Below are 24,003 nucleotides of genomic sequence, written 5' to 3'. Positions count from 1 at the left end.
TTACAAAGTCAAGCGACGAGGCGAAACTCTGCGGCGGCTATAGCTGGGCTTTGGCGTTCGTGCCGAACACATTGCATGCTTCATACGCCAAGAAAGTCTATCCCAACGGATTTGGAAATCTCTCCCAGAATGTCATCGATCTTTTGGTCGGCAGCTTCGTCGAGGCCAAAGGCAGCATGTATCTGCCCCAGGGAAGAGAAGTTGCTTTTGAATTTGGGGTAGCTCCTGCCCGCGGCAACGTCGAGGTTCGCATAGAGCAGCCTGCTTTCAAACTCTGACAACCAGCCCGAAGGAAGGTCTTGCGACGCCACCCCTGCACTGACTGCACCGACGACCCGTGATACGGCTTTCTTGCAGATGACTGGAGCAACAATTTCGCTCCTGTTCAGAAAAATATCGAACAATATTGGAAAAATACTGACGCCCGTGGCGTATTCATAAAGTCTAGGAATTGTACCGCCCATAATTCTGGGATTTATTTCCACAAGATTGGGGAGTCCATTCCCAGATCGAATGTATTCGATGTGGAATATGCCTCGGTCGAGGCCAACTGCTCGCGCTACCTGCTCGATATATGAAAGATCAATGGCCTGCTGCTGTTCGTCATCCTCGCCGGGAATCGTAGATCCAAGTTCGAGGGTTTCGTTTTCAGGAACCTTCTTCCGGCGTGATATCGCGAACGGTATGAACCGTCCGCCAGACATGCCAATCTCGGCCGAGTAGAGCGTACCTGGAATATACTCTTCAGCAACGATACGCGTATCGGATTGAAGTTCATCCTGCGTCGCACGCGCCAAGTCTGCCCGTTCGTTGGTCGCATGAGCAAAGAAATCGCTTACATCGTCGGGGCTTTCTATCCTGGTCACGGAGACGCTGCCCAGGCCACGGTTGGGCTTGAGAATGAAGGGATAATTAGACGCCCTGGCGGCCTCTGCGCTTTCCACCACGGACGAGTTGACCGTCCTTATCCCTCGTTCAGCGAGCACCTTTCTGACCAGGGCTTTATCCCGGCAAATTCTTACGGCCTCGGCCGAGGTGGAGGCGATACCGAGTCTGTCGGCCGCTGTGGTTAATGGCAGGGACGAAACTTCAAAGATCGGAATTGCCGCGTCTATGGGGCGCTCTGCATGCAACGCAGAAAGCGCATCGGTCAGTTCATCCACGTCGCTATAGTTGGACACCTTTCTTGTGTGGATCAGACCGGCAACAGGGGCCTTTCCATCCTCCAAGTTTTTCTCGAGCTCATCGGTCACCACCATGGAGACGTCATAGCCAAGCGCCAATGCCTCCCGGACAGGCGTGAGCCCACCTTTATTGATGCAGCCAAAGTGAATATGGGTCATTTACTTATCTCCGCTGCGAATTTACGCCTGAAAACCTGATGGCAAGAACCACCATTGTCGCAAGAACAAGTATTGCCACCCCGACCGAGAACAATGAGACAACATCTGCCAGGTAAGCAGCGGCCAGGGCGACAATCGCCATGCCGGTATTCATGGTTGCCACGCTGGCGGAGTTGATCAAGGCAACCTCATCACCATCGCATCTGGCAATCATGCTTGTCTGAAAATGCATGAAACCGATCTCCCAGATGAATATGAAAAGCGCATATTGCGCGAGCATCTGGATCGGCATGCCGGGAATATAGGTGACGAAAATTGCCGCCGCAGTCGCCATGAACAGCAGGCTGGATATGGATTTGTCCCGCAATCGCGCATGAAAGGCAGCGTAAAAGCCTGCTCCGGCGATGATTGCTGTGCTGGCGGCAAACTGAACCAGCATCGGGCCGGTTTCGGGCAGGGCGAGATATTGTGAGGCATAGGCGCTCCGGCCTGCCGTATGGTAGCCCTGATACAGCGCCGTGCAGGCGCCAAGATAGACAAATGCCTCAAGAAGGCCGGTCTCGCGCTGGAGGACCTTGACGACCGAACCCCAGTACCGACTCAGGCCAAGGCTGGCCGTGTCCCGATTTTGCCGCGTCACCTCAACGCCGGACAATGTGCTGAACAGTGCCGCCGACAATAGGAACACCAGGCAGGTGGACAGCAGAACGCCCGCGAGTCCAACGGTCTGGTAAAGATAGAGACCAACCAGGGAGCCGCATGCCGTTGCGATGAATTGCGCCATCCCAAGATAGGCGACGGCGGGTCGGATATATTCGTGGAGGACAACGCTTTTGATGGGCACGACCCGCAACGACTTGTTCAGGGATTCCAGAAATCCCCGCGGTACGAGCAGAATGACAATCAGGACAACGAAGAGGTCTTCGGGCAGGTAGGCGTGAAGAATTGCCAGTATTCCAATTATAACCGCCGAGATCAGTTCAGCCACTGCCAGCAGGGATATGACCGGCCTGCGAGCGGACAGATACGAAATCAGGGAGGGGCTGACAGCGGCCAGAACCCACTGGCTCACAAAGACCAGCGATGAAACAAGAACGGATTGCGTGCGATCGAATGCGAAACTTGTCAGCGAGAGCAGCAGGGAAAAAGACGCAACCGTCGTTAGAAACGTCGATAGCCAGACTATGCTGAACGGACGAGTGGAAAATATGGACGCCAGCGGGCTCTTATATTTTCTTGCAGACACAATTGGCCTTTCTAAAGCCCAGGTATATTCGTATCGCGTCTGTTATTATGTCGATGTGGCTCGGATTTATGTTAAAGGATTCGGTATCGGATTCCGTTTCGGGAAGAACCTTGCCGGAGTTTTCCAGCGTCCTGTGCCACTTCTGTTGGGATTGCTCCTCTTCCGACGTCCAGTCCCGGATCTTGCCGCTTTCCCATTCGAGCTTGCCCGGCTCAAACTCGACATCCATGTGACGGCAGAGCAATCGGATTTGCCGATCGGGGTCTTCGGCGAAGCGGTCGCCGTCGAAAATCGCCACTGGGCGAATATTTAGATCGTCCAGGCGGTCAATGACGCGCTGCAGGGAAATGAATCCGAACTCTTCTTCAGTAAAATCCGGCTTCAATTTCACCAAGGAACGATAGGTCGCAAGAGGGTTCCTCACCAGGAGCACATGCTTTGCTGCAAGAAGAGTCTCGTCTTGCACGAATGGTTCGCCCTGAAAGGCAAGCTCTTTTACAAGGAGACAGCGTCCTTCGTCTCTCGGGGCCTCGGCGACCGGGCAGGACAATGTCGTGTCCGAGCGCTCACTATTAACTTCGCCATACCGCGCGGACCTTTTGTTGGGGCCGAAATAGTAGTGGTACGTAAAGGGCTCATGTAGAACCTGAAAGCCTGACTGCTGCGACACCGCCTTCTCAAAGACGGTTGACCGGGATCGCGGTACAGCCCAGAGAAATGCTGTGTCGCCGCTCATGCTCAGGCGCCCTTCGCCATTGCTTCGAATTCGACGCCGTATCGACGATCTTCCCAGGGATTCATGGAGATCACCCAGGTGTCCCGGTACCCCTGCTGCTGGTCATCGACGACTTCGATGTCGGTCGCGCCATGGATGACGTCCGGATCACTCATGACCAGGCACTTGCCGTTTTCGAGAAGCGTCTGGAATTGCAACTCGCGGCTGGCGATGGAAAGGATCTGGCTGTCCCCGCCCTTGATATTGTGGCGATCCCAGATGGTCACGGAAGTAATGTGGTGGCCGTCCCGGTGGGCGCCTTCCGGCACCAGGCTGCCCTTGAACCCACCGCCCACCAGCGTGCGCCAGTTGTGGAAGTTCACCTGAAAGCAGTCATTCTTGTCCAGATTCAGCCGCTCGGCGATCGTCGCGAAATAGGGGTTGGGATCGAACTCTTCGATCGGTTCGAAGTGGCGCTCGACGCCCCCGATCTTCTGATTATACTTCTTTGACTGAATGAATGGACGCTTCTGCAGTTTAACCGAACGCCACTGGTCATGCTCGAAGAAAAGCATGAATTGAGAAAATCGCCTCAGCCTGCCATCATAGTATGGGTCCTGGGGAAGACTGGCAAAACTCTTGCGGATAACCTCATCGTTTTGCGGCATCTGTATAACGTCATAGCCGGTCGGCCCAAGCGCCTTACCCATAAATCGCATGTTTTGAATCCGTCCTTTATTGAGCGTTAAGTGCGTCAGCTAAAACAATAAATTGACTTCATCGACGCAGTGGACGGTAGTGTTAGCAAATTGAAATCCTGCTCACATCCTGATGTTTATACCTATATGAAACAGCCTGGGAAATCATTGTAATGCCCCCGCCATAGAGGGCGGATGCATGTGTGGATTGATTGGCTTCTTTGTTGGTTGCGACTTCGCGCTGGCCTGTCCCAAGCGTCTTCAGCAAGTCTGCCCTAAGCAACCGAGAAGCGCCTTTGGTGCATGGGACCAGAAGGCTTCTGTTCGCAGCCGGCCCTATCGGATTGCCGCGGACGACGAAACGGCCCTGTCCGAAAGGCATGTTCCCGTGCTGCGCCATCGTCTTCTGGTCGGCCTCGCCCCGGAGGCGCGGATGGCGTTGCGACGCATGGCATTCCAGCGGTTCATGAACTTCACCCACAAGCTCGAACTGGTGGTGGTCAACACGGTGACGGCGAACATTGCCCTGGAGAATTATGGGTTTCGTCTGCCCGAAGCACTGGTTCTGGACGCCCACCGCATCTATGTCGACGAGGCCTATCACGCGCTCGTGGCTTACAATGCCATGGCCGAAGCCGCAAAACGCCTCGAAGGAAAGGCGGTGCAGCAGGATCGCCCGCCTTTCCTGTCCTATTTCCTTTCGATAGAGGCGGACGGGAAGGACCGCAGAGCAGCCTTGCTGCAGGTCTTCTTCGTGATCGTGAGCGAAATGCTGATCACTACGACCCTCAAAGATGCCCACCGGCATCATGACATGGGGTCATCGGTCGGGGCGCTTTTGCACGACCATGCGGTGGACGAGTCCCGGCATCATGCCTTCTACAAGTCGTTCCTGCATGTCATCTGGGAGCAATTGTCCGATCCGGACCAGGGCATGGTCCTCGATTCGGTTCCCGAAATGATCCGGGCCTATTGCCGTCCCGACATGTCCACGATGGCTCGCGAGCTTGAGAGCATCGGCATCGGCATCGGGGGCGCCGCGACCCGCGGCATCCTGGCCGAAACCTATGCCGAGTCCGCCATCGCCGAATTTGCCATTGGCACCAGCCGCAGTCTCGTCGCCATCCTGTTCGCCCTCGTCAACTCTTCGCAGGCGGACCGCCTGCAGCACGCCTTGCAGCGCCAGGGACTGCTCGAGATGGAGCGGGTGGCTTGACCGACATCGAGGCGTCTCGCACCTATTGGAACGGCCGGGCCGTGGACTTCGACGATCATTTCGACGTCTTGCCGGTACGCCGCCAGACAGTCCGCCGGGTGGGCGAACTGGCGCGCGTGGCTCCCGGGGCGGTTGTACTCGACCTGGGAACGGGCACGGCCCGGGTATTGCGCGAACGCGCGGAGAAGTTTGCCATGGCGGCGCAGCTGATCGGACTGGATTTCTCGGCAGAAATGTTGGCCAGAGCCAAGATGCACACCAGCGCCTGTAGACTGCACCGGTTCAAGGCGCTTGCCGGCAGCTTCCTCGACATCCCCTTACCGTCCGGCTCGGTGGATTGCGTCCTTTCGAGCCTGGCCCTGCACCATGTGTCTGATGCCGACAAGCAGCGCGTGGCGCGGGAGATCATCCGCGTTCTCAAACCCGGTGGGCAGTTCGTCATTGCAGACCAGATGAACTGCACCGGCAGGGAGCTGGACGCGGTCGAACTCAAAGAGATGATGATCCGCACCTTCTTTCCCCATGTCGATCCCCAGGAGGCGCGGAGCCGCACCTCTAGTCAGGCCGAATACACCTGTGCGCTTGGCTTTCTTGCCGACCTTTTCGACGATATGGGCGCAACAGTGCAAAGCGAGTCCGTCTGCGACCTGATAGGGATCGTGCACGGTTCCAGGGGAACGGCGTGACCGTTCCCGGCGAGCAGACCGCCATCCTGCGCTTCGCGCAGGCGGGGCAGTTCGTGGGCACCTCGATGTACGGCGTGTGCACCATTGCCCTGAGCATCCTCATCCTGAGGGAAACCGGCTCGTTCTCGGCCTATGGCGGTAACGTCGTCATCGCGGCGGCAGGCACTGCGCTGTTCGGACCCCTGGCCGGACTGCTGATCCAGCGTATCGGCCGGGCGATGTTGACCATCGCCGTGTCTGCCGGCGTCTTGCTGGCCGCTACGGCGACGCTCCTGGCCGCAACGAGCGGCGCCGATGTCCTCCCCTGGTCACTGTTGCTGACCCTGGCCTGCAGCATTCAGTGCTCGGCCATGGCCGTAATGTCCATCAGCCTGCCAAGGCTGCTGGAGGAACGTGGTATCGACCTTTCCGGCGGCCTGGCCCGTATCCAGTTGGCGGAACAATCGGCCAGGGTATTATCGCCTCTGCTGCTGGTCGTCTTTGTGCCGCTCAACCTGATCCAGATCGCGGTCATCCTGCAATTGCTGGGGGCATGGACATTGCTTCTGGGGCTCAGGCGATGGCGCCTGATCTCCAGCCTGGAACGGCGGGTGGAATCCAGTCCTGCCGAAAAGGCATCGCGCGTGTCCGCCCAGGGCATGCTGGCCATCCTTCGCCAGGACAGGGCGATCAGAATATTCGCCCCCTATCTGGCGGTGTCGACGGCCTGCGTGGAAGTGGCCGCAATCGCCCTGGCCCCGGTCGTCGTATCCTTCGCCGGCGAGGCCATGTTTGGCCTGTCGATGACCATAGCCAATATCAGCGCTGTCTGCGGCAGCATCGCCGTGCGGTGGCTGCAACCCTTCTGGTCGAGGACCTTCGCAATGAGGCTCTTCCTCGCCATCGAATTTGCCGGTGGAATCTTGATCGCCATCGAGTCTCAAACCCACTCTGTCGTTGTCTATACCATGGCGCTGGCCGCGGGCTTTTTCATCATGCCGGCCTCGCTCGTTGCCGCCCAATATGTGTGGCTCGGCGGGGCATCACGGCAGCGCCAGGGCATTCTATCTGGCCTCGAGCGCACATCGAGCTGGCTGCTCGTGCCTTTTGCCTATGCAACAGCCCCGTTCTGGATACCCCAGGGCGCTTCGGCACTGTCGGAGGCGGCGGTCGATGCCCTGCGCATGGTCGGTCTTGCTGCCGCCCTCTCGCTCGCTGGATCGACCGTGATTGCCTGGTTCCTGCTGGGAGGCACCAGGCTTGCAACAAGAACTGCAGAACAGGAGGCAAGGTAGCTACCGTGTGTCGATATATGCGATCCTGAATTCCGGAGCCCAGCCGCGGGAGCGGCGAAATCTCGCGGCCCGCCAGTCTCACCTGCTGCACCATCGCGGACCCGATTCATCGGGGATCTGCGAGATCGGCAACACTGTCCTGTGCCACAACCGCATTGCCGTGGTGGATGTCTTCAATGGAGGTCAGCCCATCCGGAGCCGGGATGGTCGCGCGGCCGTCATCGCCAACGCCGAAATCTACAATCATGCCGCGTTGCGCCAGTCCTGTTCGGCCTTTCCATTCAGGACCGCTTCGGACTGTGAAGTCATCCTGCCGGTCCTGGAACGCGAGGGAGCCAGGGGCATCGATCGGCTTCGGGGGATGTTCGCCTTTGTCGCTGTCTTCGATGGCGGTGAACGCTTCGTCATCGGCCGCGACCATATCGGCATTCTTTCGCTCTACTATGGCTACGATCAGGAGGGCGCGCTGCATGTCTCCTCGGAGTTGAAGGCGCTCGAGGGGGTGTGCGTATCCTATTCGGTATTTCCACCGGGTCATTACCTGACCGAAACCGACCCGGCACCCGTGCGCTACTATTTCCCGCCCTGGTCGGGTGCGACCCCGACGCTTTCGCCCGATAGTGACGACCTGCGCCAGGCGCTCACCACCTCGGTCAGGCGACATCTGATGGCCGACGTAAATGTCGGGTTCCTGCTTTCGGGCGGCCTGGACTCATCGCTCATCGCCAGTATCGGGGCGCGGTTGTTGCGCGAGCAGGCGCCCTCAGCCGACATAGCCTCCTATTCCATCGGCCTGGCGGACTCTCCCGATCTCGATGCGGCGCGGGAAGTGGCCGATTTCCTGGGCCTGCGCCACAACCAGCAGATATTTACCGTCGAGGAGGGACTCGATGCCCTTGAACAGACCATCTACCATCTTGAATCATGCGATGTGACCTCCGTGCGCGCCTCGGTGCCGATGTATATGCTGTCCAGGCGCATCCGCGGTGACGGGACCAAGGTGGTGCTCACCGGCGACGGCGCCGATGAGTCATTTGCGGGTTATCTCTACTTCCATTTCGCCCCCGATGACGACAGCATCCCCCAGGAATGCACGCGCAAGCTTGAGATGATGCATCTCTATGACTGCCTGCGCGCCAACAAGACCATGCTGGCATGGGGCGTCGAACCCCGCGTGCCATTCCTTGATCGTGACTTCCTCGAATTTGCCATGGGCATCGCCCCGCACCTCAAGCGGTGCAGCAGCGACCGAATGGAGAAGCATGTCTTGCGCGCGGCCTTCAGGACCTATCTGCCGGATCACACCCCTCCTTTGCCCGGCTCGCCTCAAGCAATCCCCTCCGCCTGCGCCACCGACTTGATGCGGGCAAGACCGCGTCTGTAGGCCGGCACGTCGAAGTGCTCCAGCATCAGCGGCACCTCGCGCCCGAGCCGAGAGATTTCGGTAACATAGGCGGCATAGTCGAGATTGCCTTCGCCGGGCGGCACCTCATCGAAATGGAACGAGATCGTTCCTGGCCCGCCCTGCATGACAATGTCCTTAGCGTGGCAGGAAACCACCCACGGTCCCAACAGCTCGAACGCCTCCCGGATCATTCGTCCGGTGTTAAAATAGAGCCGCGGCGTGATGACCATGTTCACCGCATCGATATGAGCACCGAACTGTGGCCGATCGATCGCCCTAAGGAGCTTGAGGTAGTTCTCAGGCGTGTCTGTCACGAGCCACGGGACCATTTCGAGCGAGAACTTGGCTCGTGTCGGCTTGACGGCATCAATCACGTACCGGGCCGTTTCGACGGCCCGCTCGAAGCCGGCTTCCGTCTGGTTGTCCGGATGGGGACCATAGTCGTAATTTTCGCTGAGCTGCCAGGGGTCACCCGCATGGCCGACCGTGCCGTGGAACGCAACACAGGCCCGTGCACCCATCTCATCAGCCAGTGCAAGCTGATGAACGGCATAGTCCAGATTGGCCTTTCGCACCTTCTCATCATGGGCGATGAGGTTGCGCCACGCCCCGCCCTCCGCGATCACCACGTCCGCATCGGCCATCGCCTTGACGATGGCAGCGATCTCGTCACGGTTTTCGATGCTGATGTTGGGCATGTAGCCCGCGTTGTAGCCGAACTCTACATGCGCCCTCGCATAAGCCTCCGGGTCACCGGTGTAGTCGATGCCATATCCGCCGATCCTGAACGTCATAGGGCTGGCTCCACTGCGGCTGTGTGCTTCGCTGGGACTAGGTCGGGCACGCCCCCGGGATAGAGCAGCACCTTGCCACATCTGCCGGTCTCCTGCAGCGCGAAGGCATCCGCAACATCAGCAAGGGCGAAACGGTGAGTGGTGAGATTGTCCAGCATCGGGCGGGCATCCCGCACCCGCTGCATCATGCGATCGCCGAATTGTTCGTGGTTCCAGTGCCAGCTACCGAAGATCTCAACGCCCTTGCCCGTAATGCGCTTGACGGGGAGTTCGCCCGACCAGGTGACGAATGCCAACCGTCCCCGCGCCCGCAGCAGTTCGAGGACTACGGGCGGGGCCGCCGGGTTGTTGCTGGTTTCGATGGCCGCATCGACACCATAGCCTCCCGTGAGTGCCCTCACCTGCTCGATGAGGTCGGGTGCCCGCGGATCGAGAACATGTTCGGCACCAAGAGCGCGGGCGAGGTCGGTGCGATAAGGATGGAGCTCCAGTGCAATCACCCGAGCGCCGATGGTGCGGGCATTGATGATGGCTCCGAGCCCCACTGCACCGCATCCCGACACGAGAACCGTGTCAGATGAGCTTACCTGCATGCGCTCCATCGCCGTGAAACTCGGCCCCAGTGCGCACACCGCCATGGCAGCGTGATCGGTCTCGATGTCGTCAGGCACGGGATGGAGCAGATAGTCGGGCTTGAGCAGGTATTCTGCATAGCAGCCGATCCCGCTGGAAGATCCAGTCTCAGCCAAAAGGTCCCGTTGATCCGTGCAGTGAATGTGCTCACCCGCAAGACATGCCGGGCAAGTTCCACAGCCGGCATGCGGCATTACCACAACGCGATCACCGTTCTTGAGGCGCTTGGATTGAGCAGCATCGACCACAACTCCGACAGCCTCATGACCGAGCTCGCAGGAGTGCTTGCCCTCTCGCCAGGACTGCCACTCCGTGCACATCGGCGCAACGAATACCTGGACCTTGACGATGTCTCCTGCCGCCTGCGGGTCTGGTCGCTCCGACACTACGGCTTCATGGGCACCCTTGATCTCTACGCTTTGAATTGCTTCCTCCTCACAATGCCAACTCGCTCTCCCGGTGAGTCACTCAAAAGGTAGCGCGCTGAGGTACGTAATCAGTGACACGAACTCGGTGGACGCTGGTTTTTGGGGCCACCGGAGGCTTCAGCGAGCATGTGCCACGGGCAAGATGGTTTGACCCATGCCGACATGTCGAGTCGCTGCCCTACAGGCTGTCCTCAAGAATTTGGCGAAAGTCCTGTGCGCTGACGGGCCGCGGATTGGAAGCGGTCGAGTGGTCTTGGACAGCATGTTGGGCTATCTGTTCGAAGCAGTCGGCGCTTACCCCCATCTGACCGAGAGTCGCCGGCAGGCCCAAACGTTGCGAGAGCGCGGCCATTTCCGAAGCCACATCCGCATGCTCCGGCAAACCCACGGCTGCCCGGATGCGCGCATACTTCTCTTCGCTGCCCACCGCATTGTAGCGCAGCACGGCTGGCAGCAGCACGGCGTTGAGTGTCCCATGGTGAAGTTTGACCGACTTCAGTCCCCCGAGCGGATGAGACAGCGAATGTACGGCGCCAAGCCCTTTTTGAAAGGTCAGGCCGCCTTGTAGGGCAGCCATCATCATTTCACGCCGCGCCCTGACATCAGAGCCGTTGCTTGTGGCGATCTCGAGCCATTTCGCCGCGCGGGCGAGCCCATCGAGGGCGATCGCATCGGCCACTGGGTTAAATCGCGGGCTGAGAAAGGTCTCGATACAATGGGTGATCGCATCCATCCCCGTGGCCGCCGTCAGGCAAGGCGGGAGGCCAAGCGTCAGCTCAGGATCACAGATTGCAACGCTCGGGATCATGTGAGGCGAAATGAACCCCAACTTGCGTCCGTCCTCAAGGGTCAGCAGGGCCGCGCGTCCGACCTCGCTGCCGGTGCCCGCGGTGGTCGGCACCGCAATCACCGGTGGCTTGTCCGCACTAATCCGGTCCACCCCGCCCAAAATAGCAGCATAGCGTTCCAACGGGCCGGAGTGAGTTGTTAGCAGCGAGACCGCCTTGCCTAAATCAATGGCCGAGCCGCCGCCAATTGCCACGATGCTGTCGCAGCCGGCCGTCCTGAACAGCTCGACTGCCCCATGGGCCGCGGCTTCGGTCGGGTTCTCCGGCGTATCGTCGAACACGGCCGTGTCTGGCTGAAGGCCGGATTTGGCCAGCACGGTTGCGAGCAGACCTGCGGCAACAATCCCCTTGTCCGTAACCACCAGGGGTCGCGACACGCCCAGAAGCTTCAGTTCACCCGCAAGCAGGGAGACGGCTCCCGCTTCGAACTGAATACGCGTGAGGTATTGGATCAGGGCCATTAGCGTTCTCCTGTCAGTCGAGGAAGGTTTAGACCCTCTGCAATTGCTGCGGAACCCGGCTCAGCAGTCATCGCCAACAAACGTCGTAGCAGGTGCTGTGCCCTGTATGGCGGGTCGAACAAGGGCTGCAACCCAGCGGCGAGTGGACCCCGCACCACGACTGGATGCGGGGCAGTATCATCAAAGCGACTTGACGGGATTGAGGCCGTTCTTGGAGGGCACCAGGGAAATGGCGTTGGTCAGCGGACGACCAAATTCGGGAATGCTGATCTCGAAAACGTCGCCAACCCGGGTCTTGATGCCGTCGCCGAACGAGGCGACCGAGGTGCCCATGAACTGCACATGCACATCGCCGGGGCGCAGGAACTGGTCGTACTTGAAGTGGTGATATTCAAGGTTTGCGAGGGAGTGGCACATGTTATCCTCGCCTGTGGGAAATGACTTTTCCCAAAGGGTTTGGCCATCGCGCAGGATACGCACATTGCCGACAAGGTTGGAAGGCAAGTCGCCGATGAACAACTCTGGGCCATAGGCGCAGAAGCGCAGCTTGGCGTGAGCCAGATAGAGATAATTCTTTTTTTCTGTAACGTGGTCGGTAGTCTCGTTGCCGACCGCAAAGCCGACGCGCCAGGGCGTACCGTCCGGGGCAATGACGTACAGGCCAACAACTTCGGGCTCTTCGCCAGAATCTTCGGCAAAGTCGGGCATGGGCAGAGGCTGACCCGGGCGGGACACAATCGAGCCGTCGCCCTTGTAGAACCATTCCGGCTGTACCCCGGCCTTGCCGGCCCCCGGCTTCCCACCTTCGACGCCCCATTTGAAGATGCGCATGGAATCGTTGAGCTCGGCTTCGGCACCGGCGATCTTGGCGTGCATCTGGCTGCGTGCTGCGGCGCTGCCGGTATGGGTCAAGCCGGTGCCGGCGATCACGGTGTGAGCAGGGTCTTCATGATCGAGCGGTGGCAGGACACGACCGGCAGCCATGAGTGCATCGTAGTCATGCGCTTCGCCCGTGCCGCGGTCCTTGACCTCTTCAGAGAGCGAACGTCCCGCTGCGATAGCGTCGAGCGCCAGTTGGCGGACTGTCGCCGTCCCGTTGAGGGTGAGAATGGCATTACCGTCAACAACGCCTACGGCGCGTGTGCCATCGCTGGGCTCGAACTGGATCAGCCGCATGAAAAGTACTCCGGTTTTGGGAAAGGGTGGCGGCCCGGAGCGGGCCGCCCAAGTGGGAAGCGCTTTAACGCCTCCTGTCTGGCCTGCTTTAGTCGGCAGTGCTCATGTCTTCGCGCGCCTGGGCGATCAAATCAGCACCGATGGTTTCGCTGAATTCTTCGACGACTGGCGCAACGGTCTCGCGCATACGAGCCATTTCCTCATCCGACAGACGGGTCACTTCCATGCCCTCTTCCTCGAGCAGCCCGACCAGTCGGTCAGCGTCGCTGCGCGACAGTTCGCGCTGATAGACCGCAGACTCGTGGGCAGCTTCCATCACGAGCCCCTGGTCTTCTTCCGAGAGGCCCTCGAACCAAGTTTTGTTAGCGATCAACAGATACGGTGTGTAGACGTGGCCGGTGAGGGCGAGATGGTCCTGAACTTCATAGAAGCGGCTGGAATGGATCAGGCCGACCGGAGTTTCCTGAGCATCCACGGCGCCCGTTTCAAGCGCAGTGAAGAGCTCCGGGTATGGCAGCGGCACGGGATTGGCACCGAGCGCCGTAAAGGTCGAGATGAACAGCGGGTTGGGGATCACGCGGATGTTGAGCCCGGCGACATCATCCACCGAGTTGATCGGGCGAATTGCATTGGTCATGTGGCGGAAGCCATTATCCCAATAGGCGAGGCCAACCATGTTGAGCGCGTCGAGCTTTTCGAACAGCGCGTCGCCGACGCGACCGTCCATGACCTTATCCACCGCTTCGAAATCGGGGTAGAAGAAGGGCAGATCAAAGATCAAGAATTCGGGGATTGAGCCGACGAGGTTGGAGGTCGGGCCGACCATCACCTCGAGGATTTCGCCCTGGATGGACGACTGCATCTGCGGCTCGTTACCGAGCGTACCATTACCAAACTTCTGCAGTTCGATGCGGCCGTCAGTCTTTTCGGCGACCAGTTCGACGAACTTGTTGACGCCTTGGCCGACGGGATGCTCCTCGACCGGCACATAGCCGATGCGGGCTGTCTGAGCTGCGGCAGGCAGGGTGGCTGAGGCCAGCACCAGGGCGGTGGCGGTGAGCAGTTGGGCGAGTTTCATTGATTTCCTCCGGTTAATTGTCGGTTCAGTAGAAGAGTTCAAGCGGGCCGGTAACGAGGCCTGGAAACAGGATCAGCAGGATCAGCACAGCGATTTCTGCAAGCAGGAAGGGCATCACTCCCACCACCGCCTTTTCCAAGGGTATCCGGGCGATGCCGCTGACGGTGTTCAACACGGCGCCGACCGGCGGCGTGATCATCCCAATGGCCGCAGCCATGAGGAAAAGCACACCAAAATAGATCGGACTGATGCCAGCTGCTTTGACCACTGGCATGAGCACAGGCACCAGAATGGTGATCGCCGGCGTGAAATCGAGCACGCTGCCGATGATGAAGACGCCCAGCATCATGAGCGCCATGAGCAAAATAGGCTGGTCGATGAACGGCCCCAAGAAGCCAATCACCTGCGCGGGTACACTGGCTATGGTAATTAGAAATGCTGTCACACTCGAAGCCGCAACTAACAGCATGATGATGGCGGTCAGCTTGGCCGACCCGAGCAGGCAGCCATAGAGATCCTTGAGCGTCATCTCGCGGTAGACGACCATGCTAACGAAGAGGGCATATGCGGCAGCGACGATACCGGCTTCTGTCGGGGTAAACACGCCCATGCGCAGCCCGACAATGATGATGACGGGCAGGAAGAGCGCCCACACCGCATCGCGCATCGCCTTGAGGACGTCCTTCATGGGCTTGCGCGGCATGGTAGGCGTCTGATCGCGGCGCGAGATCAACCACCAGGCGACGACCAAGCTAAGGGCCATGAGCAGCCCCGGCACAATTCCCGCAAGGAAGAGTTGAACAATCGAGAGGTTGGCGGTGACGCCCAGAACGACAAAGCCGATGGAAGGCGGAATGACAGGGGCAATGATGCCCGTTGCCGCCATCAGACCACTGGTCCGGCCCACGGGATATCCCGCCTTGAGCATGATGGGCAGCAGCATGATGGCAAGAGTCGCTGTGTCAGCAATAGCGGAGCCAGAAAGAGTGGCCAACACCACCCCTGTGCCGATCACCACATAGCCCAGGCCACCGCGCAGGTGAACGAATAGCGCCATGGCCACCTCGACAATGCGGCGCGACAGTCCGCCGGCTGTCATCAGTTCGCCCGCCAGCATGAAGAATGGAATAGCCATCAGAGGATAGCTGTCGGCCCCGTCGATCATCTTCTGGGCTAGGATCTGCGCATCCATCATGCCCAGCATCCACATCATGGCAATGGCGCAGACCATCAGCGCAAATGCGACTGGTACACCAATTGCCATGGCCGCGCCGAGAGAGCCGATAAAAACAAGGGCACTCATGGACCAGATCCTTCGCCTGGCAGGCTGTTGGGCTGCAGTTGACTGTGATCGCCGCGTGCGGAGCGGTAGAGATTGAAGACCAGAATTCCGGCCCATAAGACCGCGGCAGCAATTCCTGCAGCATACATCCAGCCGACCGAGACTCCGGACAGCGGCATGTTGTTGCTCCAGTTGACCTGGGCCTGGCGCAGGCTGCCCTGAAAAACCAGCCAGCAGCACCACAGCATCAGCCCGTGTGCTAGCCAAAGCGACATCACCCGAACCCGGGGCGACAGCCGGTTGAGCATGGCATCAACAGAAATGTGCATGCCTTCACGCAGCGCGACGACGCTGCCAAGCATGATGATCCAGACGAAGATCAGGCGCGATATTTCCACTGAGATAGGGATGCCCGAACGCAGCCCGTAGCGTAACACCACGTTTAAGAACACGAGCAGGCACATCACGGTCATACCCAGGACGAGCAGATGCTCCATCCAGCGAAAAACGAAGAATTTGCGCTTCTCCACCAACAGCCTCCTCATGCACAAAGAGGTACGCCTTATCTGGCGGGTCTCAGCTTCCGTGCGTAGTTTTTCTAGCGGCGCAGGGGGAGGCTGTATAATGATCTGTTCTGATAAAGATATGAGGAAGAGTTATACCCGTGCTCCCGAGCCTAGATTCCATGGCCGCCCGGTTGCGGTTGCGCCATTTCCGTCTTCTCATCGCCATTGACGAACACGGCTCGGTGCAGAAAGCGGCCGAAGCCGTGGCGCTGACGCAGCCTGGCGCGACCAAGTCACTTCAGGAAATTGAGGCTGCCATGGGCGAGCAGCTATTCGTTCGCAATCATCGCGGCCTAGAGCCGAACGAATTAGGGCACTGTGTGATCCGCTATGCTCGGCTGGTAATGACGGACATGCGGCACCTGCGCGAGGAGATGAAGGCGGTACTCGAAGGGGTGGGCGGTAGGCTTTCCATCGGTATGATCATGGGGGCGGTGCCGCTGGCCATGGAGAGTCTGTCTCGCTTGCTGCAAAAACAGCCACAACTCTCCGTTCAAGTGTACGAGGATACCAGCGCGCGGCTGCTCCATCTCATTGATGACGGGCGGCTCGATGTCGCCATCTGCCGCACCAGCGTGAGCCACCGCCCCGAACAGTACCGCACAGTCAAGGTAAAAGACGAACGATTGTGCATCGCGGTGAGCGTCGAACATCCTTGTGCCAATCTTGAGTCCGTGACCCTTGATCACGTGGCTGATCATCCTTGGGTGGTCTGTTCGGCCAATATGCCAATGCGCCGGTTGCTGGAGCGTGAGTTCAACGAATACGGGCTACAGTTTCCGACCAACCTGGTTGAGACCACCTCGGCCTTTGCCACCATGTCGCTCATGAGGCACAGTCACCAAATGGTAGCGCTGCTGTCCACCGATGTGGGGAACTTCTTCTCGCAGTCAGCTGCCATCCGCGTGTTGCCAATAACCCTGCGCACCCGCTCCGAACCCTACATGCTGGTGACACGCCTGGACCGCACGGAGTCGCCGGTCATGCGCATGATCATGGAGGAACTAGCTGGCGTAGGCGCTACCTCACAAGAGCAGTCGAGCATGTCTCAAACGATGCTTGTATGATGCGATAGCCGGACATTGGCGCGCTTCGCTAGAATCCTGTAGCGACCACTGGATACCGCGACCACGAACTGCGTGCCATACTCCACCCTCCTTGTTTTGGCTTTCCGCCCCCAGCACATGACGACCGTGTTGGGGCCTATGACGCAGGGGCTTCGACCGTTCTCCTCCTCTTCGAGAGGATAGTAGCAGGTCGAAGTCGTACTGTCGGTTGGGACGATTCGCCCCATGACGGGGCCGGCCGAGCCGCTTCTGCTTTGCCATCGCCGAACAACTACCTTTTGGCCCACCACATCCCGGTCGAGGCGCGAATGGCTCGGAATCAGAGCGGCCGAAGTCTCTAGTTCCGCGACCCCGATAAGCATCTAGTCGAGCTCGGGACGCCGGGAATCTGGCGGACCTCCAAAGTTTGAGCCAATTCGGACTGGCGGCTAACAGGATATTGTTGGGGAGCTTCTAACGACTGAAATGGTGAAGGGTTTCGGGCGCTGTTTGGCGTACGTGCTGGGTGTGGACGCCCAGCCGCGTATCGGCATTTCCTGCTGCATGCGCTGACGGAGTGGGAGCGTCTGTCGATGAGAGTTCCTCTCGTTAAAAGAAACCCCATGGTCCGGCTGTGACCTCAGCCGCTCACAGGCTTAAGCGACCACGCTGAACTGACCGCGCGCACCCTCACGCGGAGCGGGTTAGTACATAGGGTGCGCAGCTGCCCAGCGGGAAATGGAAGCCCACTGCCCTCTTCGACAGCTTCTCGGGTGACGGATAGGGGGCCTGAGGCGGACAGTCTGGTTTTGACGAGGACATGACCAAATTCAGCCGTTCACGTGGCGGCCATCTGCGCTGCAGTATCGATCGTACAGGGGAATAAGGTGCCCAAACTGGTCTCGATGGCCCATGCCGATGTCATGCCGAAGATTGAAGATAATGTATCGGCAGCATCACCTTGAAACCTTGGTCTAACGGTCCGTTGGCATTTGATCGAGAAACCGAGCGATTGATGCTGTGCGAGAAGTGTTTGCACGGGTGGCCACGACGATCTCCCAACACAGATCAACATTGGAGACGGCGTAACTTTTGAGCGTGTCCCTTCGGCTGTGTGCGACCGAGTACGGAACCAAGGCAACGCCGAGGCCCTGCTCGACCAAATTAAGCAACGTCTCCAGATCGCTCACCTCGAAGATGACCCGGCGATCCATCAACGCCCGGGCAAAGACTCTGTCGATCAGTGTGCGAGTGCCAAGATCGGTCTCGAAGTCAACGAATGGCACAGCGCAAAGATCATGCAGGCGCACGTCGTGGCCCGAAAAAAGAACAGCCGACCGTGAACAGACCAGTACAAGCTCCTCGCACGCTATCATTTTAGTTTCGACACCCCGCCGCGCCTCAAATGCGGGAAGAAATGCAATATCGAGGTCGCCCCGTTCCAGTTTATCAAGCAGGTTCAGAGCGCTCGCTTGCAAAAGACTGATCTCGACCTTGGAATATAGCGCATGAAATTTGGCTAGGATGCTTGGCAGCTGCAAAAATGCTGGCAGGCTCTGAACGGAGCCGATCGTCAGTCTCCCCGCCTCTCCTTGTTCGACGGCATGCACAGCTTCTCGCGCCTCCTCGACCGAGAAGAGAACTTTTTCGGCCTTGGACAACAAGGTACGCCCTGCAGCGGTCAGCCGAACCCTGCGGGTTGTCCGAAGGAATAGTTGTGCCGACAGCTCTTCCTCCAGGGACCGGATAGAGGCAGACAGCGCAGATTGGGCGATATTGAGCTTTCTGGCCGCGCGGGTGAAGTGTTCCATCCGCGCCGCAGCGACAAAGTGGTGCAGTTGTCGCAGTTCCATGACGGACCATTCATCTCAGATTCTGAATAATTGTATCGTTATAATCTATTTGCATGATTGACGAAAGCTGCTCAAGGTACGCCACACTTTCGTCGGGCACTGCCCTGGGCGTGCAACGGCGGCATCATGACATTGAGGAGATTGCTATGCGCACCAACAGGCTTGGTCGTACGGGGCTGGAAGTCAGCCGTATTTGTTTTGGCTGCATGTCCTTTGGCAAAGTCACTGATGAACGCCCCTGGGTTCTTGGCCTGGAAGAGGCGCGCCCCATGTTCCGGGCGGCCTGGGACGCGGGCATCAATTTCTTCGATACAGCAAATGTTTACGCACAAGGCACAAGTGAGGAAATTACCGGAGCGTTGATAAAGGAACTGGCGCCGCGCGAGGAAATTGTGCTGGCGACCAAAGTGTTTGGCCGCATGCGCCCCGGCCCCAATGGTCAGGGCCTGTCGCGCAAAGCTATTCTGGACGAGATTGACAATAGCCTGCGCCGTCTTGGCACTGACTATATCGACCTCTATCAGATCCACCGTTTCGACCCGTTCACGCCGGTCGAAGAAACCATGGAGGCTCTCCATGATGTCGTGCGCGCCGGCAAGGCCCGCTATATCGGCGCGTCTTCTATGTGGGCCTGGCAATTCGCCAAGCTGCAAAACGCGGCGCGATCAAATGAATGGACGCCCTTCGTTTCGATGCAGGACCAGATCAGTCTCGCCTACCGCGAGGAAGAGCGGGAAATGATCCCGCTTTGCCTCGATCAGGGCATCGCTCTTCTGCCCTGGAGCCCCCTGGGTGGCGGCAAACTGACCCGTCCCTGGGGCACACAAACCAAGCGAGCCACCACCGATCGGTACAACAAGACCATGTATGAGCAGACCGACGGCAACGCAAAGGCCGTTGTCGAAGCCGTTGAAACCGTGGCCAAGGCGCGCGGGGTGTCCATGGCGCAGGTCGCCTTGGCCTGGGTCCTGCAAAAGCAAGGTGTGACCGCACCAATTGTCGGCGTCAGCAAGCTCTCGCATCTGAAAGACGCCATTGCTGCGGAAGAACTGACTTTGAGCGACGACGAAATCGCCCGGCTCGAAGCACCCTATCGCCCCATCGCCGTGACCGGCTTTTAAGGTGTTAGGAGAGAAGACCATGACTTCACTCGTTGTCCCGGATCTTGCCGGCAAGAGCGTGTTGATCACGGGCGCATCAACCGGCATCGGCGCGGCACTAGCCACCGCATTTGCCGCGCAGGGTGCGTTGGTAGGGCTACATTTCAATTCCAGCAGCGCAGCGGCCGAGACTCTCGCAGCCAAAATCGCAGCTGGTGGCGGCAGGGCTGCACTGGTAAAGGCCGATGCAACCAAGTCAGACGAAATGGAGCGCGCGGTCGAGGAGACCGTGGCTGCGTTTGGCCGCCTCGACGGACTGATCAACAATGCCGGGGGCATGGTTGCCAGACTGGCCTATAGCGAGATGACCGACGAGCATTATGACGCGGTCATGGACCTCAACGGCCGCTCGGTTCTGGCCGCCAGCCGTGCCGCAATCCCAAACTTGAAGGCCGCGGGCGGTGGCTTCATCATCAACACCACCTCCATCGCCGCGCGCAACGGAGCGAGCAATGGGGCCGGCATCTATGGTTCATCAAAGGCGTTCATTGCCAACGTCACGCGGGGCATGGCCAAGGAGCTCATCCCCTTTGGCATTCGCGTCAATGCCGTGGCGCCGGGCGTGATCACCACACCCTTCCACGAACGCTATTCCACCGCCGAACAGATGCAGGCCGCGCTCACCGCCATTCCGCAAGGCCGCCACGGCACACCCGAGGATTGCGTGGGCGTCTACCTGTTCCTCGCCTCCAATTTGCTCTCACCCTACATCATCGGGCAGGAGATCGAGGTCAATGGCGGCCAATTGATGACTTAAGGAGACCGGACATGGGCAAACGTATTATCTTTACCGGCGGCAGCGGCAAGGCCGGTCGCCACGCCGTCGCCTATCTGGTGGCGCAAGGGCACACGGTGCTCAATCTTGATCTGAAGCCGCTCGACATCGAGGGCGTCAACACCCTGATCACCGACCTGACCGATAGCGGCCAGGTGTTCAATGCGCTCTCCATACACTTTGGTTTTGAGGGCTTTGAAACCGGCAAGGGCCCGGCCCCGGTCGACGCAGTGGTCCATTTCGCGGCCATTCCCCGCGTGCTGATCCACCCCGACAATGAGACCTTCAAGGCCAATGTGACCTCGACCTACAATGTGATCGAGGCGGCGACCAAACTCGGGATCCGCAAGATTGTCATTGCGTCGAGCGAAACCACCTATGGCGTCTGTTTTGCCGAAGGCGATAAGGACTACCAGAAGTTTCCGCTCGAAGAAGACTATGACGTCGACCCGATGGACAGCTATGGCCTGTCCAAACTGGTCAATGAAAAGACCGCCCGGGCCTTTGCCATGCGCACGGGTGCGGACATTTACGCTTTGCGGATCGGCAATGTGATCGAACCGGAAGACTATGCCCGCTTCCCGACCTTCCTGGCTGATCCGCCGTCCCGCAAACGCAACGCCTGGAGCTATATCGACGCGCGCGATCTGGGTCAGATTGTCGCTCTCTGTATCGCCAAAGATGGCTTGGGTTTCCAGGTGTTCAACGCTGTCAATGACGAGATCACAGCGAACGAGCCGAGCGAGGCTTTCCTGGCTAGGTGGGCTCCCAACACACCCATTGCGCGGCCCATTGAGGCGTTCGAGGCCCCCATTTCAAATCGAAAGATCCGGGACGTTCTCGGGTTCAAGGAAAACCACAACTGGCGCCAACATGTCCCCGGCGCCGAGCGAAAGAGGCAGTAAGGCTCACTGATGAAAACCTACAAAGCCCCCCATAGCGATAGTGAAGTGTCCAGTGTCGTACTGGGCCTTATGCGTATCGCGCAAATGGACAATTCCGAAATCCGCGCCCTGTTTGATACCGCCCGCGAGGCCGGCATCACGGTCTTCGACCATGCCGACATATATGGTGGCGCACGCCATCGCTGTGAGGAGCGCTTCGGGGAAGCGGTGACCCTCACGCCTTCCGAACGCGAGTCGATCGTTATTCAGAGCAAAGTCGGCATTCGGCATGGCTGGTTCGACTTTTCCCGCGACCACATCCTGAAGACCGTCGATGAGTCTCTGGCCGCGCTGAAGACGAATTATCTCGACGTCCTGCTGCTGCACCGCCCCGACGCTCTGGTTGAACCTGAAGAGGTTGCCAAGGCGTTCGACACGCTTGAAGCGTCTGGAAAGGTGCGCCAGTTCGGTGTTTCCAATCACACGCCGGGCCAGATCGAACTGCTCAAGAGTGCCGTCAAACAGCCGCTGCGCTACAACCAGGTCCAGTTGAGCATCACTCACGCCAATCTGATCGCGCAGGGTGTGGCGGCCAACATGGATGGCAGCGATCAGTCGATTTCTCGCGATATTGGATTGCTCGACTATTCCCGCCTTAACGGCATGATGCTGCAGGCCTGGTCTCCCTTCCAGAAGGGGTTCTTTGACGGGGTGTTTGTCGGTGATCGCGAGAGCCATGCCGAACTCAATGACGAACTCGATCGTCTGGCCAAGGCCTATGGCGTGACACCAACCGGTGTCGCCGTCGCCTGGATTACCCGCCACCCCGCCAATATCCAGGTCGTCTTAGGCACCACCAAGCCGCAGCGCGTACGCGAATGTGCGGCCGGGTCAGACATCAACCTAACGCGCGAAGAATGGTACAGCCTGTTCCGCGCGGCCGGCCACATCGTACCCTGATCAAAAAGGCTCGGCAGGTCGTCGCTGACGATCTGCCGAGGCGCTATTACGACGTAGCGACCGGATAGGTCACATAGGCCAGGCGCTTGCTGTCTGGCGCCCAGGAGTTGACATTGATTGTCCCCTGCCCGCCAAAGAAGCGCGTCAGCACGCTGTAATCGCCGCCATCCGGAGCCATCAGGCGCAATTCCACATCCTTGTCGGGCGGATGCCCAATAATGCCTTCGGGATAGCTCAGATAGACCAACCACTGGCCGTCCGGCGAGATATGCGGGAACCAGTTGACGCGGCTATCAAACGTCAATTGTTGAACTTCGCTGCCATCGGAAGCCCTCATGCGGAAGATCTGCGCATGCCCGGGCTGGGAGGCCGGCAATTCGGAATTGAAGTAAAGCCAGACACCATCCGGCGAATATTCGGGGCCGTCGTTCGGCACACTCACATTCGTTAAACGCTGGTCCGGACCACCTGCCGCGGGAATGGTGAAGACATTGACCATCCGCGCGGCGCGTGCCCTCAACTACATGCCCAGTCAGGTGGCCAAGTCCCTGGTCAGCCGCGAGACCAAGATCGGGCTGGTTTTGACCGACATCACCAACCCGGCCTTGACCCAGGCCGCCCAGTCCATCGAGCTGGCCTTGGCCGAGCTGGGCTATTCCACCTTGTTTGCCACGTCCAACAATGATCTGGACGAAGAAAAGCAGGTCATCGCCATATTCCAGTCGCGCCAGGTGGACGGCATGCTTATCTACCCGCGCAGCCACCGGGAATTCGGTCATATCCGCCAGTTGCGCCGGGCCAACTACCCCGTGGTCCTGCTGGTGGCCGACCCCGATGCCGGGGTCGATGCAGTCTCGATCGACGAGCGGCGGGCGCCTACCGGGCCGTCCGCCACCTGATCGATATCGGGCACAAGCGGATTGGCATCATCGACAGCGCCAATCTCCTGGGCAATCATGAAAAGCGTGATGGATATGTCTCGCGATGACAGAAGCTGGCATAGGGCTCGACCCTGCATTGTCGGCCGATCCTCAGGGGCACTCGGTCATTCGCGGCTATTGGGCGATGGACAAACTCATGCGCCTGAAAGACCGTCCCTCCGCCGTCTTCGCGGCCAACGATTCTCTGGCCATTGGGGCCCTACGCTGGACGCAGAAGAACGGGATGCAGGTGCCCGAAGATGTGGCCATCGTGGGCTTCGACAATATCGAATTCGCTGAACACGCAGCCACTCCCCTGACCAGTGTCAACTATCAGATAAAGCTGGTGACCGACCTTGCAGTGGCGCGCCTGATCGAACTCATAGGCTCCAAAGACGCTCTGCCCGAACCCAGGGTCACGCTCATTGACCCTGAATTGATTGTCCGGGAAACCACGCATCGCCGAACTTAGTTTCCCGTCGGCTTCTGCTCCAAAACGCTATGGTTCGCGTCCGCTTTTTAGAAAGAGCCCCTGGCCAAGGAATGACCGATTTGG

24 protein-coding genes are annotated in these 24,003 nt (G+C 59.0%); 11 read left to right on the top strand and 13 right to left on the bottom strand.

Features of this window, described 5'->3' with window-relative positions:
• Positions 1 to 80: 80 nt before the first annotated feature.
• From ACXYMS_RS09190 to ACXYMS_RS09175, 4 genes are read right to left on the bottom strand one after another with little or no spacing between them, the layout of a single operon-like run.
• Positions 81 to 1,343 (bottom strand): ATP-grasp domain-containing protein, encoded by a 1,263-nt coding sequence (locus ACXYMS_RS09190; protein ID WP_458905620.1) that lies wholly within the window; start codon positions 1,341 to 1,343, stop codon positions 81 to 83.
• A 4-nt stretch (positions 1,344 to 1,347) separates the two neighbouring features.
• Entirely contained in the window at positions 1,348 to 2,589 is a 1,242-nt protein-coding gene (locus ACXYMS_RS09185) for an MFS transporter (protein ID WP_458905618.1), read from the bottom strand.
• Positions 2,570 to 3,325 carry a sulfotransferase-like domain-containing protein gene (locus tag ACXYMS_RS09180; protein WP_458905617.1) on the bottom strand — a complete coding sequence of 252 codons (756 nt, stop codon included), beginning with the start codon at positions 3,323 to 3,325 and terminating at the stop codon, positions 2,570 to 2,572. Before ACXYMS_RS09180 ends, ACXYMS_RS09185 begins: the two co-directional genes overlap by 20 nt.
• A 2-nt stretch (positions 3,326 to 3,327) precedes the next feature.
• Entirely contained in the window at positions 3,328 to 4,014 is a 687-nt protein-coding gene (locus ACXYMS_RS09175) for a 2OG-Fe dioxygenase family protein (protein ID WP_458905615.1), read from the bottom strand.
• A gap of 187 nt (positions 4,015 to 4,201) precedes the next feature.
• On the opposite strand from ACXYMS_RS09175, the gene ACXYMS_RS09170 reads away from it, so the two are divergent.
• Genes ACXYMS_RS09170 through asnB form a run of 4 tightly spaced genes read left to right on the top strand, consistent with a single transcriptional unit; the run spans position 4,202 to position 8,562 of the window.
• On the top strand, positions 4,202 to 5,218 hold the full coding sequence (locus ACXYMS_RS09170) for a diiron oxygenase (protein ID WP_458905613.1): 1,017 nt from the start codon (positions 4,202 to 4,204) through the stop codon (positions 5,216 to 5,218).
• A complete protein-coding gene (locus tag ACXYMS_RS09165) occupies positions 5,215 to 5,904 on the top strand; it encodes a class I SAM-dependent methyltransferase (protein WP_458905612.1) in 690 nt (229 codons plus the stop codon). Before ACXYMS_RS09170 ends, ACXYMS_RS09165 begins: the two co-directional genes overlap by 4 nt.
• Complete coding sequence (locus ACXYMS_RS09160) at positions 5,901 to 7,178, top strand: MFS transporter (protein WP_458905610.1); 1,278 nt, start codon at positions 5,901 to 5,903, stop codon at positions 7,176 to 7,178. Before ACXYMS_RS09165 ends, ACXYMS_RS09160 begins: the two co-directional genes overlap by 4 nt.
• A 7-nt stretch (positions 7,179 to 7,185) precedes the next feature.
• Positions 7,186 to 8,562: an asparagine synthase B gene (gene asnB / locus ACXYMS_RS09155; RefSeq protein WP_458905608.1), complete on the top strand. Its 1,377-nt coding sequence runs from the start codon at positions 7,186 to 7,188 to the stop codon at positions 8,560 to 8,562.
• Here asnB and ACXYMS_RS09150 read toward each other — a convergent pair.
• The 7 genes from ACXYMS_RS09150 to ACXYMS_RS09120 all read right to left on the bottom strand — a co-directional run bounded on the left by ACXYMS_RS09150 (position 8,505) and on the right by ACXYMS_RS09120 (position 15,813).
• On the bottom strand, positions 8,505 to 9,377 hold the full coding sequence (locus tag ACXYMS_RS09150) for a sugar phosphate isomerase/epimerase family protein (RefSeq protein WP_458905607.1): 873 nt from the start codon (positions 9,375 to 9,377) through the stop codon (positions 8,505 to 8,507). The genes asnB and ACXYMS_RS09150 overlap by 58 nt on opposite strands.
• The gene (locus tag ACXYMS_RS09145) at positions 9,374 to 10,330 is read right to left on the bottom strand and encodes a zinc-dependent alcohol dehydrogenase (protein ID WP_458905947.1); all 957 of its coding nucleotides are present in this window, start codon (positions 10,328 to 10,330) and stop codon (positions 9,374 to 9,376) included. Before ACXYMS_RS09145 ends, ACXYMS_RS09150 begins: the two co-directional genes overlap by 4 nt.
• Positions 10,331 to 10,616: 286 nt before the next feature.
• Positions 10,617 to 11,747, bottom strand: a complete 1,131-nt coding sequence (locus tag ACXYMS_RS09140) for an iron-containing alcohol dehydrogenase (RefSeq protein WP_458905606.1) — start codon at positions 11,745 to 11,747, stop codon at positions 10,617 to 10,619.
• Between the two features lie 180 nt (positions 11,748 to 11,927).
• Positions 11,928 to 12,923 (bottom strand): AraD1 family protein, encoded by a 996-nt coding sequence (gene araD1, locus ACXYMS_RS09135; RefSeq protein ID WP_458905604.1) that lies wholly within the window; start codon positions 12,921 to 12,923, stop codon positions 11,928 to 11,930.
• An 88-nt stretch (positions 12,924 to 13,011) separates the two neighbouring features.
• Complete coding sequence (locus ACXYMS_RS09130; RefSeq protein WP_458905602.1) at positions 13,012 to 14,001, bottom strand: TRAP transporter substrate-binding protein; 990 nt, start codon at positions 13,999 to 14,001, stop codon at positions 13,012 to 13,014.
• 25 nt (positions 14,002 to 14,026) lie between these two features.
• Positions 14,027 to 15,304 (bottom strand): TRAP transporter large permease, encoded by a 1,278-nt coding sequence (locus tag ACXYMS_RS09125; RefSeq protein ID WP_458905601.1) that lies wholly within the window; start codon positions 15,302 to 15,304, stop codon positions 14,027 to 14,029.
• Positions 15,301 to 15,813 carry a TRAP transporter small permease gene (locus ACXYMS_RS09120; protein ID WP_458905599.1) on the bottom strand — a complete coding sequence of 171 codons (513 nt, stop codon included), beginning with the start codon at positions 15,811 to 15,813 and terminating at the stop codon, positions 15,301 to 15,303. Before ACXYMS_RS09120 ends, ACXYMS_RS09125 begins: the two co-directional genes overlap by 4 nt.
• A gap of 155 nt (positions 15,814 to 15,968) precedes the next feature.
• Between ACXYMS_RS09120 and ACXYMS_RS09115 the strand changes: the two genes are divergently transcribed.
• Positions 15,969 to 16,916 (top strand): LysR family transcriptional regulator, encoded by a 948-nt coding sequence (locus ACXYMS_RS09115; RefSeq protein ID WP_458905597.1) that lies wholly within the window; start codon positions 15,969 to 15,971, stop codon positions 16,914 to 16,916.
• Between the two features lie 953 nt (positions 16,917 to 17,869).
• Here ACXYMS_RS09115 and ACXYMS_RS09110 read toward each other — a convergent pair.
• Positions 17,870 to 18,748 carry a LysR family transcriptional regulator gene (locus ACXYMS_RS09110; RefSeq protein WP_183310435.1) on the bottom strand — a complete coding sequence of 293 codons (879 nt, stop codon included), beginning with the start codon at positions 18,746 to 18,748 and terminating at the stop codon, positions 17,870 to 17,872.
• 146 nt (positions 18,749 to 18,894) lie between these two features.
• Between ACXYMS_RS09110 and ACXYMS_RS09105 the strand changes: the two genes are divergently transcribed.
• The 4 genes from ACXYMS_RS09105 to ACXYMS_RS09090 are packed head-to-tail and all read left to right on the top strand — an operon-like array spanning position 18,895 to position 22,527.
• Entirely contained in the window at positions 18,895 to 19,869 is a 975-nt protein-coding gene (locus tag ACXYMS_RS09105) for an aldo/keto reductase (RefSeq protein WP_458905595.1), read from the top strand.
• A gap of 19 nt (positions 19,870 to 19,888) precedes the next feature.
• Positions 19,889 to 20,665: an SDR family NAD(P)-dependent oxidoreductase gene (locus ACXYMS_RS09100; RefSeq protein ID WP_458905593.1), complete on the top strand. Its 777-nt coding sequence runs from the start codon at positions 19,889 to 19,891 to the stop codon at positions 20,663 to 20,665.
• An 11-nt stretch (positions 20,666 to 20,676) separates the two neighbouring features.
• Positions 20,677 to 21,588, top strand: a complete 912-nt coding sequence (locus ACXYMS_RS09095) for an NAD-dependent epimerase/dehydratase family protein (RefSeq protein ID WP_458905591.1) — start codon at positions 20,677 to 20,679, stop codon at positions 21,586 to 21,588.
• Positions 21,589 to 21,597: 9 nt separating this feature from the next.
• A complete protein-coding gene (locus ACXYMS_RS09090) occupies positions 21,598 to 22,527 on the top strand; it encodes an aldo/keto reductase (protein WP_458905590.1) in 930 nt (309 codons plus the stop codon).
• Between the two features lie 46 nt (positions 22,528 to 22,573).
• On the opposite strand, the gene ACXYMS_RS09085 is transcribed toward ACXYMS_RS09090, so the two are convergent.
• Entirely contained in the window at positions 22,574 to 22,963 is a 390-nt protein-coding gene (locus tag ACXYMS_RS09085) for a TolB family protein (protein ID WP_458905588.1), read from the bottom strand.
• 55 nt (positions 22,964 to 23,018) lie between these two features.
• On the opposite strand from ACXYMS_RS09085, the gene ACXYMS_RS09080 reads away from it, so the two are divergent.
• Together ACXYMS_RS09080 and ACXYMS_RS09075 are read left to right on the top strand one after the other, a co-directional pair.
• The gene (locus ACXYMS_RS09080) at positions 23,019 to 23,426 is read left to right on the top strand and encodes a LacI family DNA-binding transcriptional regulator (protein ID WP_458905586.1); all 408 of its coding nucleotides are present in this window, start codon (positions 23,019 to 23,021) and stop codon (positions 23,424 to 23,426) included.
• An 85-nt stretch (positions 23,427 to 23,511) separates the two neighbouring features.
• On the top strand, positions 23,512 to 23,919 hold the full coding sequence (locus tag ACXYMS_RS09075) for a substrate-binding domain-containing protein (protein WP_458905584.1): 408 nt from the start codon (positions 23,512 to 23,514) through the stop codon (positions 23,917 to 23,919).
• The last annotated feature ends 84 nt before the right edge of the window (positions 23,920 to 24,003 follow it).

It is taken from the genome of Devosia sp. CAU 1758, from assembly GCF_054482695.1.
Note: the sequence above shows the minus strand (reverse complement) of the source record. Positions and strands in the feature narration are given on the sequence as shown.

Excerpts from the sequence above, each read along its gene's own strand:
- ACXYMS_RS09190 (WP_458905620.1), bottom strand. The coding sequence starts at position 1,343 with ATGACCCATATTCACTTTGGCTGCATCAATAAAGGTGGGCTCACGCCT.
- ACXYMS_RS09180 (WP_458905617.1), bottom strand. The coding sequence starts at position 3,325 with ATGAGCGGCGACACAGCATTTCTCTGGGCTGTACCGCGATCCCGGTCA.
- ACXYMS_RS09175 (WP_458905615.1), bottom strand. The coding sequence starts at position 4,014 with ATGGGTAAGGCGCTTGGGCCGACCGGCTATGACGTTATACAGATGCCG.
- ACXYMS_RS09170 (WP_458905613.1), top strand. The coding sequence starts at position 4,202 with ATGTGTGGATTGATTGGCTTCTTTGTTGGTTGCGACTTCGCGCTGGCC.
- ACXYMS_RS09150 (WP_458905607.1), bottom strand. The coding sequence starts at position 9,377 with ATGACGTTCAGGATCGGCGGATATGGCATCGACTACACCGGTGACCCG.
- ACXYMS_RS09145 (WP_458905947.1), bottom strand. The coding sequence starts at position 10,330 with ATGTGCACGGAGTGGCAGTCCTGGCGAGAGGGCAAGCACTCCTGCGAG.
- ACXYMS_RS09140 (WP_458905606.1), bottom strand. The coding sequence starts at position 11,747 with ATGGCCCTGATCCAATACCTCACGCGTATTCAGTTCGAAGCGGGAGCC.
- araD1 (WP_458905604.1), bottom strand. The coding sequence starts at position 12,923 with ATGCGGCTGATCCAGTTCGAGCCCAGCGATGGCACACGCGCCGTAGGC.
- ACXYMS_RS09130 (WP_458905602.1), bottom strand. The coding sequence starts at position 14,001 with ATGAAACTCGCCCAACTGCTCACCGCCACCGCCCTGGTGCTGGCCTCA.
- ACXYMS_RS09125 (WP_458905601.1), bottom strand. The coding sequence starts at position 15,304 with ATGAGTGCCCTTGTTTTTATCGGCTCTCTCGGCGCGGCCATGGCAATT.
- ACXYMS_RS09115 (WP_458905597.1), top strand. The coding sequence starts at position 15,969 with ATGGCCGCCCGGTTGCGGTTGCGCCATTTCCGTCTTCTCATCGCCATT.
- ACXYMS_RS09110 (WP_183310435.1), bottom strand. The coding sequence starts at position 18,748 with ATGGAACTGCGACAACTGCACCACTTTGTCGCTGCGGCGCGGATGGAA.
- ACXYMS_RS09105 (WP_458905595.1), top strand. The coding sequence starts at position 18,895 with ATGCGCACCAACAGGCTTGGTCGTACGGGGCTGGAAGTCAGCCGTATT.
- ACXYMS_RS09100 (WP_458905593.1), top strand. The coding sequence starts at position 19,889 with ATGACTTCACTCGTTGTCCCGGATCTTGCCGGCAAGAGCGTGTTGATC.
- ACXYMS_RS09095 (WP_458905591.1), top strand. The coding sequence starts at position 20,677 with ATGGGCAAACGTATTATCTTTACCGGCGGCAGCGGCAAGGCCGGTCGC.
- ACXYMS_RS09090 (WP_458905590.1), top strand. The coding sequence starts at position 21,598 with ATGAAAACCTACAAAGCCCCCCATAGCGATAGTGAAGTGTCCAGTGTC.
- ACXYMS_RS09075 (WP_458905584.1), top strand. The coding sequence starts at position 23,512 with ATGACAGAAGCTGGCATAGGGCTCGACCCTGCATTGTCGGCCGATCCT.